The sequence below is a fragment of the Pseudomonas sp. GM17 genome (assembly GCF_000282175.2).
GTDB lineage: Bacteria > Pseudomonadota > Gammaproteobacteria > Pseudomonadales > Pseudomonadaceae > Aquipseudomonas > Aquipseudomonas chlororaphis.
Genome location: NZ_CP124732.1, coordinates 1,928,012 through 1,942,793 on the forward strand (window position 1 = coordinate 1,928,012; position 14,782 = coordinate 1,942,793).

A 14,782-nucleotide genomic window follows, 5' to 3' on the forward strand; every position below is an offset into this window, starting at 1 on the left:
CCTATGTCGCTAAATTTCCCGCTGTTGCTGGTCATCGCCGTCGCCGTCTGCGGTCTGTTGGCGTTGCTCGATCTGGTCTTTCTGGCGCCGCGTCGGCGTGCCGCCATTACCAACTATCAGGGCAGCGTCAGCCAGCCGGATGGACTGGTCATCGAGAAACTGAACAAGGAGCCGATGCTGGTCGAGTACGGTAAATCGTTCTTTCCGGTGCTGTTCATCGTGCTGGTGCTGCGTTCGTTCCTGGTGGAACCGTTTCAGATTCCTTCGGGATCGATGAAACCGACCCTGGATGTGGGCGACTTCATCCTGGTGAACAAGTTTTCTTACGGGATCCGCCTGCCGGTGATCGACAAGAAAATCATCGAGGTCGGTGATCCGCAGCGCGGCGATGTGATGGTGTTCCGCTACCCGAGCGATCCGAACGTCAACTACATCAAGCGTGTGGTCGGCCTGCCGGGCGACGAAGTGCGCTACACCAGCGACAAGCGCCTGCTGGTCAACGGCCAGTCGGTCGCCGAGCAACTGGTCGGCTCCGAGCCGGGTACCCTGGGCAGCGCGGAGCTCTACAAGGAAAAACTCGGCGCCGCCGAGCACCTGATCCGCAAGGAAATGAGCCGCTACCGGGCCACCCCGGATCGTCAATGGACCGTGCCTGCCGGGCACTACTTCATGATGGGCGACAACCGCGACAACTCGAACGACAGCCGCTACTGGGATGACCCAAGCATTCCCAAGGACCTGCTGGGCATGGTTCCCGACAAGAATATCGTCGGCAAGGCCTTCGCAGTCTGGATGAGCTGGCCCGAACCGAAACTCAGCCACCTGCCGAATTTCTCGCGGGTTGGCCTGATCAAGTAATCAAACACGGCGCTGTTGAACACAGCGCCGAATGCTTTTCTGGATCTTGTAGAACACCGGCCCGCCAGGCTCGGCAGCCTCCCAGGCGTCACCAGAAGCAGCAGTCAACGATATTCAGGATGTGGATTTGAACACAGCGTTAATTGCCACAGGCACCTCGTGCCTTGTCTCCAAGGTGGTGAAATTCAACCACGAACTCAGCGTGGGTAAACCGTGAGCGTTTCTTTGAGCCGTCTCGAGCGTCAGCTCGGTTACACCTTCAAGGACCAGGAACTGATGGTCCTGGCCCTCACTCACCGCAGTTTTGCCGGGCGCAACAACGAACGCCTGGAGTTCCTCGGTGATGCCATTCTCAACTTCGTCGCCGGCGAAGCGCTGTTCGAGCGTTTTCCCCAGGCTCGCGAAGGCCAGCTGTCGCGTCTGCGCGCGCGCCTGGTGAAGGGTGAAACCCTGGCCGTACTGGCCCGTGGTTTCGATCTGGGTGAATACCTGCGCCTGGGCTCCGGTGAGTTGAAAAGCGGCGGCTTTCGTCGTGAGTCGATCCTCGCCGATGCCCTGGAAGCGCTGATTGGTGCGATCTACCTGGATGCCGGCATGGAGGTCGCGCGTGAGCGCGTGCTGTCCTGGCTGACGTCCGAGTTCGACAGCCTGACGCTGGTCGACACCAACAAGGACCCCAAGACCCGCCTGCAGGAATTCCTGCAGTCGCGTGCCTGTGAACTGCCCCGCTACGAAGTGGTGGATATCCAGGGTGAGCCCCATTGCCGGACGTTCTTCGTCGAATGTGAAATCACCCTACTGAACGAAAAAAGCCGAGGTCAGGGTGTAAGCCGTCGCATTGCCGAACAGGTAGCGGCCGCCGCAGCACTGATTGCCCTGGGCGTGGAGAATGGCCATGACTGATACAACCGCAACACGCTGTGGCTATGTCGCCATCGTCGGCCGTCCGAACGTGGGCAAGTCCACGCTGCTGAACCATATCCTGGGGCAGAAGCTGGCCATTACCTCGCGCAAGCCGCAGACCACTCGGCACAACATGCTAGGCATCAAGACCGAAGGCGCCATCCAGGCGATCTACGTCGACACCCCGGGCATGCATAAGAGCAACGAGAAGGCGCTGAACCGCTACATGAACAAGACCGCCTCGGCGGCCTTGAAAGACGTCGACGTGGTGATCTTCGTCGTTGACCGCACCAAGTGGACCGACGAAGACCAGCTGGTGCTGGAGCGTGTGCAGTACGTGCAGGGCCCGGTGATCCTGGCGATCAACAAGACCGACCGTATCGAGGACAAGGCCGAGCTGATGCCGCACCTGACCTGGTTGCAGGAGCAGTTGCCGAATGCCGAGATCGTCCCGGTATCGGCCCAGCAAGGCCACAACCTGGAAGCCCTGGAAGGCCTGATCGCCAAGCACCTGCCGGAAAACGATCACTTCTTCCCGGAAGACCAGATCACCGACCGCAGCAGCCGTTTCCTCGCCGCCGAACTGGTGCGCGAGAAGATCATGCGCCAGCTGGGTGCCGAGCTGCCGTACCAGATCACCGTGGAAATCGAAGAGTTCAAGCAGCAGGGCAAGACCCTGCACATTCATGCCTTGATCCTCGTCGAACGCGACGGCCAGAAGAAAATCATCATTGGCGACAAGGGTGAGCGCATCAAGCGCATCGGCATGGAAGCGCGCAAGGACATGGAGCTGCTGTTCGACTCCAAGGTCATGCTCAACCTGTGGGTCAAGGTCAAAGGCGGTTGGTCCGACGACGAGCGTGCCCTGCGTTCGCTGGGCTACGGCGACCTGTAATCCTGCCCCGTCGCCGGCGCCTCGTTCCTGCAACGTGCAGGGGGCGAGCCGCTGGCGATAAAGGTTCAACGAACCTCCCCGTGGACCTGTCACTTTCTCAAGCCTTGAGATTCCCTCGACACCTATGTCCAGTAACGCTCCCATCGGCCAGCCCGCTTATGTCCTGCACAGTCGCGCCTATCGCGAGAGCAGTGCATTGGTGGACTTCCTCACGCCCCAGGGGCGGCTGCGCGCGGTGTTGCGTGGCGCGCGGGGCAAGGCCGGGACCCTGGCGCGGCCGTTCGTGCCGCTGGAAGTCGAATTTCGTGGGCGCGGCGAGCTGAAAAACGTCGGGCGCATGGAAAGCGCGGGAACCTCCACCTGGCTCAACGGCGAGGCACTGTTCAGCGGCCTCTACCTCAATGAGCTGCTGATCCGCCTGCTGCCCGCCGAAGACCCGCATCCGGCGATCTTCGAGCACTATGCGGCAACCTTGCTGGCTTTGGCCGAGGGCAGGGCCCTCGAACCCTTGCTGCGTGCGTTCGAATGGCGCCTGCTGGACGACCTGGGCTATGGCTTCGCCCTGGACATGGATATCCACGGCGCGCCGATTGAGGCGCAGGGCATGTACCGCCTGCAGGTGGATGCCGGTCTGGAGCAGGTTCACCTGTTGCAACCAGGCCTGTTCAACGGCACCGAGCTGCTGGCCATGGCGCAAGCCGACTGGAGCGCCCCCGGCGCGCTGGCGGCGGCCAAGCGCCTGATGCGCCAGGCACTGGCGGTGCACCTGGGCGGTCGGCCCTTGGTCAGTCGCGAATTGTTTCGCAAGCCCTAGTCGTCCCATTACGCCAATACGCTCGAATCCTGCCTGGCTTGCTCGTGCGACCGAAAGCCGGCAGTTATTTTCGCCAGCGGACACTATATGCTGTGCACCGAATCTCTAACTCCTCAGGAGCGCTTCCGTGACCACCAGCAATCGCATTCTTCTTGGCGTGAACATCGACCACGTAGCCACCCTGCGTCAGGCCCGGGGCACCCGTTACCCTGACCCGGTCAAGGCGGCGCTGGACGCGGAAGAGGCGGGGGCCGACGGCATCACCGTGCACCTGCGCGAGGACCGCCGGCATATCCAGGAGCGCGACGTGCTGCTGCTCAAGGACGTGCTGCAAACCCGCATGAACTTCGAGATGGGCGTCACCGAGGAAATGATGGCGTTCGCCGAGCGCATCCGTCCGGCGCACATCTGCCTGGTTCCGGAAACCCGCCAGGAGCTGACCACCGAGGGCGGCCTGGATGTCGCCGGGCAGGAAGCGCGGATCAAGGCGGCGGTAGAGCGGCTGTCGAAGATCGGCGCCGAAGTGTCGCTGTTCATCGACGCCGATGAGCGGCAGATCGCTGCCTCCCGCCGCGTGGGCGCGCCAGCCATCGAGCTGCACACCGGGCGTTATGCCGATGCCGAAACGCCGAGCGAGGTGGCTGAGGAACTGCGGCGCGTGGCCGACGGCGTGGCTTTCGGCCTGGGCCAGGGCCTGATCGTCAATGCCGGCCACGGCCTGCATTACCACAACGTCGAGGCGGTCGCGGCGATCAAGGGCATCAACGAGTTGAACATTGGCCATGCGCTGGTGGCCCATGCGCTGTTCGTCGGTTTCAAAGGTGCAGTGGCGGAGATGAAGGCGCTGATCCTGGCGGCGGCCAAGGCCTGACGGAAACTCTGTAGCCGCTGCCGCAGGCTGCGATCGACCGGAACGGTCGTGGCGATTTTACGGTTGTCCAGGCCCTGTGGGCCTATCGCAGCCTTCGGTAGCGGTTACGACAGAGGGTTTAAAGCGGCGGGGTTTCCTGGGTCGGCTTGGTCTTGTCCACGCCCGGCACGTGCAGGTTGCCCTCGGCCACCTGGTCGCCTTCCAGCTGCGGCTGCGTGACCCAGGTCAGGATGTCGTAGTAGCGACGGATGTTGGCGACGAAATGCACCGGCTCGCCGCCCCGGGCGTAGCCATAGCGGGTCTTGCTGTACCACTGCTTCTGCGAGAGACGCGGCAGCATCTTCTTCACGTCCAGCCACTTGTTCGGGTTCAGCCCTTCCTTTTGCGCCAGCTTGCGGGCGTCGTCCAAATGGCCGCTGCCGACGTTATAGGCGGCGAGGGCGAACCAGGTGCGGTCCGGCTCTTCGATCTTGTCGTCCAGCTGATCCTTCATGTACGCCAGGTACTTGGCGCCGCCCTGGATGCTTTGCTTGGCGTCCAGGCGGTTGGACACGCCCATGGCCTGGGCGGTGTTCTGGGTCAGCATCATCAGGCCGCGCACGCCGGTCTTGGAGGTGACGCTCGGTTGCCACAAGGATTCCTGGTAGCCGATGGCCGCCAGCAGGCGCCAGTCGACCTTTTCTTCCTTGGCCGAGGCCTTGAAGTGCTTCTCGTATTTGGGCAGGCGCTGCTGCAGGTGCTGGGCAAAGGTGTAAGCGCCGACATAACCCAGGACGTCCACATGCCCGTAATAACGATCCTTCAGGCGCTGCAGGGTGCCGTTCTTCTGCACCTTGTCGAGGAAGGCGTTGATTTCGTTGAGCAGGCTGTTGTCTTCGCCGGCGGCCACGGCCCAGCTCTGGTTGCTGGCATCGCCAAGGTCGAAGGCCACGCGGATATTGGCGAAATACACCTGGTTCATCGCCACTTCGTTGGAATCCACCAGGGTCAGGTCGATCTGCCCCTCGTCGACCATGCGCAGCAGGTCGACCACTTCAACCTCGTCGGACTCTTCGTATTGAATGCCGGGGTATTTCAGCTTGAGTTCGGCCAGTTGCTCGGCGTGGGTGCTGCCCTTGAGCACCATGATCTTCTTGCCGACCAGGTCGCCCGCATCGGTGGGGCGGGACTGGCCGTTGCGGTAGATGATCTGCGGGGTGACTTCCAGATAAGTGTGGGAAAACCGGACTTGCTGCTTGCGTTTCTCGCTGCTGACCAGACCGGCAGCAGCCAGCACCGGGCCGTTAGGTTTACCCAGCTGGTCGAAGAGGTCGTCGAGGTTGTCCGCGGTTTCGATCTTCAGCGTCACCCCCAGGTCGTCGGCGAAACGTTTCACCAGCTCGTATTCGAAGCCGGTTTCACCGTTGCGATCCTGAAAGTAGGTGGCCGGGCTGTTACGGGTGACCACCCGCAGCACGCCATCCTCCTTTACTCGCTCGAGCGTGCTGGGTTTCTCAACGCAGGCACTGAGCATCAGGAAGAGTCCGGTTGCGATGAGCCATCGGGCACAGCGCGGACGTAAAGCCATAGGGGAAAACATCTGCGCAGTATACGCAAAGGACAACAACCGCCATATCTCGACAGCGAAGGGCTTGTCTGCTAGAGGTTCCAGCCCCCGGCCAGAGCCCTCGGGAATGGGCCTTCGGGGCCCGTGGAGAGGGGTGAAATTGGTCCTGACGAGCCTTTGTCACAGGGTGCTGCGCGCAGGCCGACGTCTGGCCGCGCTCGGGCGTGCCGTTTCGGGTGCCGTCGCGGGCGGTTTAGGCTAGAATGCACGGCCTCAAAGCACACCCCCTTCCCGAGGCTGTCCCGAAGATGTTGATCCTGCGCGGCGCTCCTGCCCTTTCTGCCTTTCGCCACAGCAAACTCCTTGAGCAACTGAGCCAGAAGGTTCCAGCTGTCAGTGGCCTGTATGCTGAATTCGCTCACTTCGCCGAAGTTACCGGCGTCCTGACCGGCGACGAACAGCAGGTGCTTGCGCGCCTTCTGAAGTACGGCCCAAGCGTACCGGTGCAAGAACCTACCGGTCGTCTGTTCCTGGTGCTGCCGCGTTTCGGCACCATCTCGCCCTGGTCGAGCAAGGCCAGCGATATCGCCCGCAACTGTGGCCTGAGCAAGATCCAGCGCCTGGAGCGCGGCATTGCCTTCTACGTGGCCGGTGAATTCAGCGACGTGCAAGCGCAGTTGATCGCCGACACCCTGCACGACCGCATGACCCAGATTGTGCTGGGCAACCTGGAGCAGGCTGCCGGCCTGTTCAGCCATGCCACGCCGAAGCCGCTGACCGCCATCGATATCCTCGGTGGTGGCCGCGCCGCGCTGGAACAGGCCAACACCGAACTGGGCCTGGCCCTGGCCGAAGACGAAATCGATTACCTGGTCAACGCCTTCCAGGGCCTCAAGCGCAACCCGCATGACATCGAACTGATGATGTTCGCCCAGGCCAACTCCGAGCACTGCCGTCACAAGATCTTCAACGCCAGTTGGGACATCGACGGCCAGAGCCAGGAAAAAAGCCTGTTCGGCATGATCAAGAACACCTATCAGATGCACAACGAAGGTGTGCTGTCGGCTTACAAGGACAACGCCTCGGTGATCGTCGGCAATGTCGCCGGCCGTTTCTTCCCGAACCCTGAAACCCGCCAATACGGCGCGGTGCAGGAGCCGGTGCACATCCTGATGAAGGTCGAGACTCACAACCACCCGACCGCCATCGCCCCGTTCCCGGGCGCATCCACCGGTTCCGGTGGCGAGATCCGCGATGAAGGCGCAACCGGGCGTGGCGCCAAGCCAAAGGCCGGCCTGACCGGTTTCACCGTATCCAACCTGCAGATCCCGGGCTTCGAACAGCCGTGGGAAGTGCCGTACGGCAAGCCTGAGCGCATTGTCACCGCGCTGGACATCATGATCGAAGGCCCGCTGGGCGGCGCCGCGTTCAACAACGAATTCGGTCGTCCGGCCCTGACCGGCTACTTCCGTACCTTCGAACAGTCGATCGCCACCCCGCACGGTGATGAAGTGCGTGGTTACCACAAGCCGATCATGCTGGCCGGCGGCATGGGCAACATTCGCGAAGAGCACGTCAAGAAAGGCGAGATCGTCGTCGGCTCCAAGCTGATCGTCCTCGGCGGCCCGGCGATGCTCATCGGCCTGGGTGGCGGCGCCGCTTCCTCCATGGCCACCGGCACCAGCTCGGCGGATCTGGACTTCGCTTCCGTTCAGCGTGAAAACCCGGAAATGGAGCGCCGTTGCCAGGAAGTCATCGACCGTTGCTGGCAGCTGGGCGACAAGAACCCGATCAGCTTCATCCACGACGTCGGCGCGGGCGGTCTGTCCAACGCCTTCCCGGAACTGGTCAACGACGGCGACCGCGGTGGCCGTTTCGAACTGCGCAACATTCCAAACGACGAGCCGGGCATGGCCCCGCACGAAATCTGGAGCAACGAATCCCAGGAACGCTACGTTCTGGCCGTCGGCCCGGCCGACTTCGAGCGCTTCCAGGCCATCTGCGAACGTGAGCGTTGCCCGTTTGCCGTCGTCGGTGAAGCCACCGCCGAACCGCATCTGACGGTCACGGACAGCCACTTCGGCAACAGCCCGGTGGACATGCCACTGGAAGTGCTGCTGGGCAAGGCGCCGCGCATGCACCGTTCGGTGGTTCGTGAAGCCGAGCTGGGCGACGATTTCGACCCGTCGAACCTCGACATCGGCGAAAGCATCGAGCGCGTCCTGCATCACCCGGCCGTCGCGAGCAAAAGCTTCCTGATCACCATCGGCGACCGCACCATCACCGGCCTGGTGGCCCGTGACCAAATGGTCGGCCCATGGCAGGTTCCGGTGGCCGACGTGGCCGTCACCGCCACCAGTTTCGACGTCTACACCGGTGAAGCCATGGCCATGGGCGAGCGTACTCCGCTGGCGCTGCTGGACGCCCCGGCGTCGGGCCGCATGGCCATCGGCGAAACCCTGACCAACATTGCCGCGTCGCGCATCAACAAGATCTCCGACATCAAGCTGTCGGCGAACTGGATGTCCGCCGCCGGCCACCCGGGCGAAGACGCACGGCTGTACGACACCGTGAAAGCGGTCGGCATGGAACTGTGCCCTGAGCTGGGCATCACCATTCCAGTGGGCAAGGACTCGATGTCCATGGCCACGCGCTGGAACGACAACGGTGAAGAAAAAACCGTGACCTCGCCGATGTCGCTGATCGTGACTGGTTTCGCGCCTGTGGCGGACATCCGCCAGACCCTGACCCCGCAACTGCGCATGGACAAGGGCACCACCGATCTGGTCCTGATCGACCTCGGTCGTGGCCAGAACCGCATGGGCGCCTCGATCCTCGCCCAGGTGCACGGCAAGCTCGGCAAGCAGGCCCCGGACGTCGATGACGCCGAAGACCTGAAAGCCTTCTTCGCGGTGATCCAGGGCCTCAACGCCGACGGTCACCTGCTGGCTTACCACGACCGTTCCGACGGTGGCCTGCTGACCAGCGTGGTGGAAATGGCCTTCGCCGGTCACTGCGGCCTGAACCTGAACCTCGACGCCCTGGCCGAGAGCTCGGCCGAGATCGCCGCCATCCTGTTCAACGAAGAACTGGGTGCGGTGATCCAGGTGCGCCAGGACGCAACCCCGGATGTGCTGGCGCAGTTCAGCGCCGCCGGCCTGGGCGACTGCGTGGCGGTGATCGGCCAGCCGGTCAACAACGGCCATATCAACATCACCTTCAACGGCGAGAATATCTTCGCCGGCGAGCGTCGCCTGTTGCAGCGCCAGTGGGCTGAAACCAGCTACCAGATCCAGCGCCTGCGGGACAACGCCGACTGCGCCGAGCAGGAATTCGACGTCCTGCTGGAAGAAGACAACCCGGGCCTGAGCGTCAAGCTGAGCTTCGACGTCAACCAGGACATCGCCGCGCCTTACATCAAGAAAGGTGTGCGTCCCCAGGTTGCCGTGCTGCGCGAGCAGGGCGTCAACGGCCAGGTGGAAATGGCCGCGGCGTTCGACCGTGCCGGCTTCAACGCGATCGACGTGCACATGAGCGACATCCTCGCCGGTCGCGTCGATCTGAACGACTTCAAGGGCATGGTCGCCTGCGGCGGCTTCTCCTACGGCGACGTACTCGGCGCCGGCGAAGGCTGGGCCAAGTCGGCACTGTTCAACAGCCGTGCCCGCGACGCCTTCCAGGGCTTCTTCGAGCGCAGCGACACTTTCACCCTCGGCGTGTGCAACGGTTGCCAGATGATGTCCAACCTGCACGAGCTGATCCCGGGCAGCGAGTTCTGGCCGCACTTCGTGCGCAACCGGTCCGAGCAGTTCGAGGCCCGTGTGGCGATGGTCCAGGTCCAGGAGTCGAACTCGATCTTCCTGCAGGGCATGGCCGGTTCGCGTATGCCGATCGCCATCGCCCACGGCGAAGGCCATGCGGAATTCGAAAGCGCAGAAGCGCTGCTTGAAGCCGACCTGTCCGGTTGCGTGGCCCTGCGTTTCGTCGACAACCACGGCAAGGTCACCGAAAGCTACCCGGCCAACCCGAACGGCTCGCCGCGCGGGATTACCGGCCTGACCAGCCGCGACGGCCGCGTCACCATCATGATGCCGCACCCTGAGCGGGTGTTCCGTGCCGTGCAGAACTCCTGGCGTCCGGAAGAGTGGAACGAAGATGCGGCGTGGATGCGCATGTTCCGTAACGCTCGCGTGTGGGTGAACTAAGGCCCGTGTACAAGCTCAGCTTTTTCGTCCCGCCCAGCCACGTGGATGTGGTCAAGAACGCCGTATTCGCCGCCGGTGGCGGACGGATCGGTGCTTACGACCAGTGCGCGTGGCAGGTGCTGGGCCAGGGCCAGTTTCGCCCGTTGGACGGCAGCCAGCCGTTTCTCGGGCAGACCGGCCTGGTCGAGCAGGTGCAGGAATGGAAAGTCGAGCTGGTGGTGGCCGACGAGTTGATCCGTAGCGTGGTGATGGCCCTCAAGCAGAGCCATCCCTACGAGACACCGGCTTATGAAGTCTGGCGTCTGGAAGACTTCTAAGGTCCCGCCCATGAAAAAGCCCGCTGAACCGGTAACGGTCAGCGGGCTTTTTTGTGCCTGCTCTCCGGCAGGAGAGGGTCAGACCTTGGCGCTGACCTCGCTGCGGTTGATCAGGCTATCCAGGGCTTGGCTCAGGCTCGCGGCCTTTTCCCCGATCAGCAGGTGCCAGACACCATCGTCGAGCTGGCTGGAACCCTGGCAGCCGAGGTTCTTCAGCTGGCATTCCGACAGCGCCTTGTTGTCGCCCAGTTGCACCCGCAGGCGGGTCATGGCCACGCAGTCCAGTTGCAGCACATTGTCGCTGCCACCGAAGGCGTCCAGCCATTTCACGGCTTCCTGGGGCGCAATGCTCACCGCTGGCGGTGTTTCGAAGGCCGCGGCGGCAGGGCCAGGCTGTTCCAGTGGCTTGCCGCCGCTGGGCATGGCCAGGCGGATTTCATCGGCGATGCTGTCGGCCAGCGGGCCGACCACCACCTGCAGGCTGCCGCCCTTGCCGGGACGCACCACGGCCATGGCGCCCAGGGCCTTGAGGTCGTTGTCCGATGCCTTGCTGCGGTCGGCCAGTTCCAGGCGCAGGCGGGTGGTGCAGGCGCCGACGGTTATCAGGTTGTCCGCGCCGCCCAGGGCCTGGATATAGGCACCGGCGCGCTGATTGTTGGTCATGGCGGCTTTTTCGCTGCCCGGGGTGTCTTCGCGGCCCGGGGTTTTCAGGTTGAAGCGTTTGATGCAGAAGTCGAACACCAGGTAGTAGATCACCGCGTACAGCAGGCCCACCGGGAACACCAGCCAGCCGTTGGTGGAGCGGCCCCAGCCGAGGGCCATGTCGATGGCGCCGCCGGAAAAGGTGAAGCCCAGGTGGATGTTCAACAGGTTGGTCAGGGCCATGGACAGGCCGGTCAGCAGGGCATGCACCAGGTACAGCATGGGGGCGAGGAACATGAAGGCGAATTCGATCGGCTCGGTGACGCCGGTCAGGAACGAGGTCAGGGCCATCGACAGGAAAATCCCGCCCATCACCTTGCGCCGCTCCGGCAGTGCATTGCGGTACATGGCCAGGCACGCCGCCGGCAGGCCGAACAGCATCATCGGGAACATGCCGGTCATGAACTGGCCGCCCTTGGGGTCTCCGGTGAAGTAGCGGGTCAGGTCGCCGGTGACCACGGCGCCGGTGGCCGGGTCGGTGAAACTGCCGAAAATGAACCAGGCCATGTTGTTCAGGATGTGATGCAGGCCGGTGATGATCAGCAGGCGGTTGAACACACCGAACACGAAGGCGCCGAGGCTGCCGCTTTCCATCAGCAACTGGCCGAAGCTGTTGATGCCGTGCTGGATCGGCGGCCAGATCAGGCCGAACACCACCCCCAGGCCGACGGCGCTGAAACCGGTGACGATCGGCACGAAGCGCCGCCCGCCGAAGAACGCCAGGTATTCCGGCAGCTTGATGTCCTTGAAGCGGTTGTACAGGGCACCGGCCAGCAGGCCGCTGATGATCCCGGCGAGCATGCCCATGTTGATGCTGGCATCGAGCACCTTGAGGGTCGCCACCATCACCAGGTAGCCGATGGCCCCGGCCAGGCCGGCGGTGCCGTTGTTGTCCTTGGCGAAGCCCACGGCGATGCCAATGGCGAAGATCAGCGCCAGGTTGGCGAAGATGGTCTGGCCGGCATCGTGGATGATCGCGATGTTCAGCAGGTCGGTGTCGCCCAGGCGCAGCAGCAGGCCGGCGATCGGCAGGATCGCGATCGGCAGCATCAGGGCACGGCCCAGGCGCTGCAGGCCTTCGATGAATAATTGGTACATGGCGTGTCTCCCGGTGTTCTTGTTATTCAGCTCAGGGGCCAGTGTTGGTGGCAGGCATGACGCACCGCCGAGGCACTGCTCAGGTTCAGCAGCTCATGGCTGAGGCGTCGGCATTGCGCAGCGTCCAGTTGGCGGACCCGCTCCTTGATTTCGCCCACTTGCGGTGGGCTCACCGACAGCTCGCTGACCCCCAGGCCGATCAGCACCGGCGTCGCCAGCGGGTCGGAGGCCAGTGCACCGCACACGCCGACCCAGCGCCCATACCTGGCCGCGCCGGCGCAGGTCTGGGCGATCAGCCGCAGCAGCGCCGGGTGCAGCGCATCGACCCGGGCGGCCAGGCCGGCATGGTCACGGTCCATGGCCAGGGTGTATTGCGACAGATCGTTGGTGCCGATGGAGAGGAAGTCGGCGTATTCGGCCAGTTGCTCGGCGAGCAGGGCGGCGGCCGGGACTTCGATCATCACCCCCAGCTCCGGGCGCTGGCTGATCCCCAGCTCGGCGCACAGGCAATCGATGCGTTCGCGGATATGCAGCAGTTCGTCGAGCTCGCTGACCATCGGCAGCAGGATGCGGCAGCGTTGCAGCGGGCTGACCTGCAGCAGGGCCCGCAGTTGCTGGTCGAGCAGTTCCGGGCGGGCCTGTGCCAGGCGAATGCCGCGCAGGCCCAGCACCGGGTTGGCTTCCACCGGCAGCGGCAGGTAGTCCAGTTGCTTGTCGCCGCCGACGTCTATGGTGCGGATGATCACCGACTTGTCGCCCATGGCGTCGAGCACGGCCTGATAAGCCAGACGTTGCTCCTGTTCGTCGGGGGCGGTATGCCGGTCGACAAACAGAAACTCGGTACGCAGCAGGCCGACGCCATCGGCACCGTTGGCATGGGCGGCCTGGGCTTCCTGGCTGGAGGCGACATTGGCGGCGACCTCGATCGCCTGGCCGTCGAGGGTCCTGGCCGGCAGCTGGGCCTGTTGCTGTTGTTGCTCGCGCCGCTGCTGACGGAGCAGATGGCTCTGCCGGACCTGTTCGATACGCGTGCTGTCCGGCGTCAGTTCCAGGCGACCGTGGTCGGCATTGAGCACCACTTGCTGGCCTTGCGGCACATCGAGAAGCTCCGAGCCCAGGGCCACCAGGCAGGGCAGGCCCTTGCCGCGTGCCAGGATCGCCACGTGGGAGGTGGCGCCGCCGGCCGCCATGCACAGGCCGGCAGCGCCTTGCTCGCTCAGTTGCAGCAGGTCGGACGGGGTCAGTTCGTGGGCCGCGACTATGGCGCCGGCCGGCAACTGGTAATGCCAGGCCTCGCCGAGCAGGGCGCGCAGGACCCGCTGTTGCAGGTCGCGCAGGTCGTTGGCGCGTTCGGCGAGCAGGGCATTGCCCAGTTGCAGCAGGATCTCGCACTGTTCGCCGATGGCGTCGCTCCAGGCGTGGGTGGCGGCGCGTCCCTGGCTGATGCTCTGGCGGGCGGCGTCCAGCAGCGCCGGGTCTTCGAGCAGGGCCAGATGGGCGGCGAAGATCGCTTCTTCCTGGTTGTCCTTGCGTTGCCGGGCGTGCTCCAGGGTGCCGCGAATGTCGCTGCGAACCTTGTCCAGCGCCAGGTCCAGCGCCTGCAGTTGCTCCTGTGGCGGGTGACCGCCGCTGTCTTCGGGCAGGGTCATGGCGGTCAGGTGAAACAGTGGCCCGCAGACCAGCCCGGGGGCGGCGCAGACGCCCTGGATCACCCCGGCTTCGGCGGGGCGCTGGGGCGCGACGGCCTTCACCGCTGGCGCCGCGGCATGGGTGTCTTCGGCCAGCGGGGTGGCGAGGGCGTCCAGCAGCGCCAGCAGGGCGGCCTTGCAGTCCTTGCCCTGGCAACTGACCCGCACCTCGTCCTGCTCGCCGACCCCCAGCCCCATCAGGCTGACCAGGCTGTCGCAGGACGCCGACTTGCCGTTGAAATGCAGGTGCGCCTTGCTGCTGAAGCCCTGGGCGGTCTGGCGTATCAGCGCGGCCGGCCGGGCATGCAGGCCGCCACGATGATTGACCCGGGTCTGGCCTTCCACCTCGTCGGTCGAGGTGTCACCCGCTTCCGCCTGAGCCGTGTTGGCCGCGCGTGGAACGATGTGCAGCAGCGGTTCGCCGACTTTCACCGATTTCAGGGTGATGGGCAGGGTCTGGAAGTGTTCGCCGTTGGTCAGGATCATCAGGCTGATCAGGCTTTTGCTGTTGCGCGCGACCTGGTCGAGATCGAAGCGCAGCAGGGCCTGGCCGCTGCTGACCCGGGCGCCTTCCTGCACCAGCATGGAGAAACCCTCGCCTTGCAGCTGGACCGTGTCCAGGCCCAGGTGCAGCAGCAGTTCCGCGCCATTGTCGGCGCGCAGGGTCACCGCGTGGCCGGTGCGGGCGGCATGCACCACCACGCCGGCGCAGGGGGCGTGCAGGGTGTTGTTCAGCGGGTCGATGGCGATCCCGTCGCCCATGGCGCCGCTGGAAAACACCAGGTCGGGCACTCTGGCGAGGGTGAGCACCGGGCCGCTCAAGGGAGCGCCGAGCGTCAGGTCTTTATTGTTGTTGTACATGGCGCAGTACTCATCCGTTGAAGG

At 64.2% G+C, this 14,782-nt stretch carries 10 protein-coding genes; 7 read left to right on the forward strand and 3 right to left on the reverse strand.

Annotation, left to right across the window (positions count from 1 at the left end; translation table 11 throughout):
• Positions 1–3: 3 nt before the first annotated feature.
• The 5 genes from lepB to pdxJ all read left to right on the forward strand — a co-directional run bounded on the left by lepB (position 4) and on the right by pdxJ (position 4,341).
• A complete protein-coding gene (lepB, locus tag PMI20_RS08600; protein ID WP_007932153.1) occupies positions 4–858 on the forward strand; it encodes a signal peptidase I in 855 nt (284 codons plus the stop codon).
• Positions 859–1,071: 213 nt separating this feature from the next.
• Positions 1,072–1,761: a ribonuclease III gene (gene rnc / locus PMI20_RS08605; RefSeq protein WP_009042306.1), complete on the forward strand. Its 690-nt coding sequence runs from the start codon at positions 1,072–1,074 to the stop codon at positions 1,759–1,761.
• Positions 1,754–2,656 carry a GTPase Era gene (era, locus tag PMI20_RS08610; RefSeq protein WP_007932155.1) on the forward strand — a complete coding sequence of 301 codons (903 nt, stop codon included), beginning with the start codon at positions 1,754–1,756 and terminating at the stop codon, positions 2,654–2,656. The genes rnc and era overlap by 8 nt, the downstream gene beginning before the upstream one ends.
• A 124-nt stretch (positions 2,657–2,780) precedes the next feature.
• Positions 2,781–3,470 (forward strand): DNA repair protein RecO, encoded by a 690-nt coding sequence (gene recO / locus PMI20_RS08615; RefSeq protein ID WP_007932161.1) that lies wholly within the window; start codon positions 2,781–2,783, stop codon positions 3,468–3,470.
• Positions 3,471–3,597: 127 nt separating this feature from the next.
• Positions 3,598–4,341 (forward strand): pyridoxine 5'-phosphate synthase, encoded by a 744-nt coding sequence (pdxJ, locus tag PMI20_RS08620; RefSeq protein WP_007932164.1) that lies wholly within the window; start codon positions 3,598–3,600, stop codon positions 4,339–4,341.
• Between the two features lie 118 nt (positions 4,342–4,459).
• Here the strand turns inward: pdxJ and mltF are convergent, their stop codons facing one another.
• Entirely contained in the window at positions 4,460–5,920 is a 1,461-nt protein-coding gene (gene mltF, locus PMI20_RS08625) for a membrane-bound lytic murein transglycosylase MltF (RefSeq protein ID WP_037035078.1), read from the reverse strand.
• Positions 5,921–6,195: 275 nt separating this feature from the next.
• Between mltF and purL the strand changes: the two genes are divergently transcribed.
• Together purL and PMI20_RS08635 are read left to right on the forward strand one after the other, a co-directional pair.
• Positions 6,196–10,092 carry a phosphoribosylformylglycinamidine synthase gene (purL, locus tag PMI20_RS08630; RefSeq protein WP_007927733.1) on the forward strand — a complete coding sequence of 1,299 codons (3,897 nt, stop codon included), beginning with the start codon at positions 6,196–6,198 and terminating at the stop codon, positions 10,090–10,092.
• Positions 10,093–10,097: 5 nt separating this feature from the next.
• Entirely contained in the window at positions 10,098–10,409 is a 312-nt protein-coding gene (locus tag PMI20_RS08635) for a YqfO family protein (protein ID WP_007927731.1), read from the forward strand.
• A 78-nt stretch (positions 10,410–10,487) separates the two neighbouring features.
• Here the strand turns inward: PMI20_RS08635 and nagE are convergent, their stop codons facing one another.
• Both nagE and ptsP read right to left on the reverse strand, forming a co-directional pair.
• Positions 10,488–12,209, reverse strand: a complete 1,722-nt coding sequence (gene nagE / locus PMI20_RS08640; protein WP_007927729.1) for an N-acetylglucosamine-specific PTS transporter subunit IIBC — start codon at positions 12,207–12,209, stop codon at positions 10,488–10,490.
• A gap of 26 nt (positions 12,210–12,235) precedes the next feature.
• Positions 12,236–14,758, reverse strand: a complete 2,523-nt coding sequence (gene ptsP / locus PMI20_RS08645) for a phosphoenolpyruvate--protein phosphotransferase (protein ID WP_007927727.1) — start codon at positions 14,756–14,758, stop codon at positions 12,236–12,238.
• Between the last annotated feature and the right edge of the window lie 24 nt (positions 14,759–14,782).

Excerpts from the sequence above, each read along its gene's own strand:
- lepB (WP_007932153.1), top strand. The coding sequence starts at position 4 with ATGTCGCTAAATTTCCCGCTGTTGCTGGTCATCGCCGTCGCCGTCTGC.
- ptsP (WP_007927727.1), bottom strand. The coding sequence starts at position 14,758 with ATGTACAACAACAATAAAGACCTGACGCTCGGCGCTCCCTTGAGCGGC.
- era (WP_007932155.1), top strand. The coding sequence starts at position 1,754 with ATGACTGATACAACCGCAACACGCTGTGGCTATGTCGCCATCGTCGGC.
- mltF (WP_037035078.1), bottom strand. The coding sequence starts at position 5,920 with ATGTTTTCCCCTATGGCTTTACGTCCGCGCTGTGCCCGATGGCTCATC.
- recO (WP_007932161.1), top strand. The coding sequence starts at position 2,781 with ATGTCCAGTAACGCTCCCATCGGCCAGCCCGCTTATGTCCTGCACAGT.
- nagE (WP_007927729.1), bottom strand. The coding sequence starts at position 12,209 with ATGTACCAATTATTCATCGAAGGCCTGCAGCGCCTGGGCCGTGCCCTG.
- purL (WP_007927733.1), top strand. The coding sequence starts at position 6,196 with ATGTTGATCCTGCGCGGCGCTCCTGCCCTTTCTGCCTTTCGCCACAGC.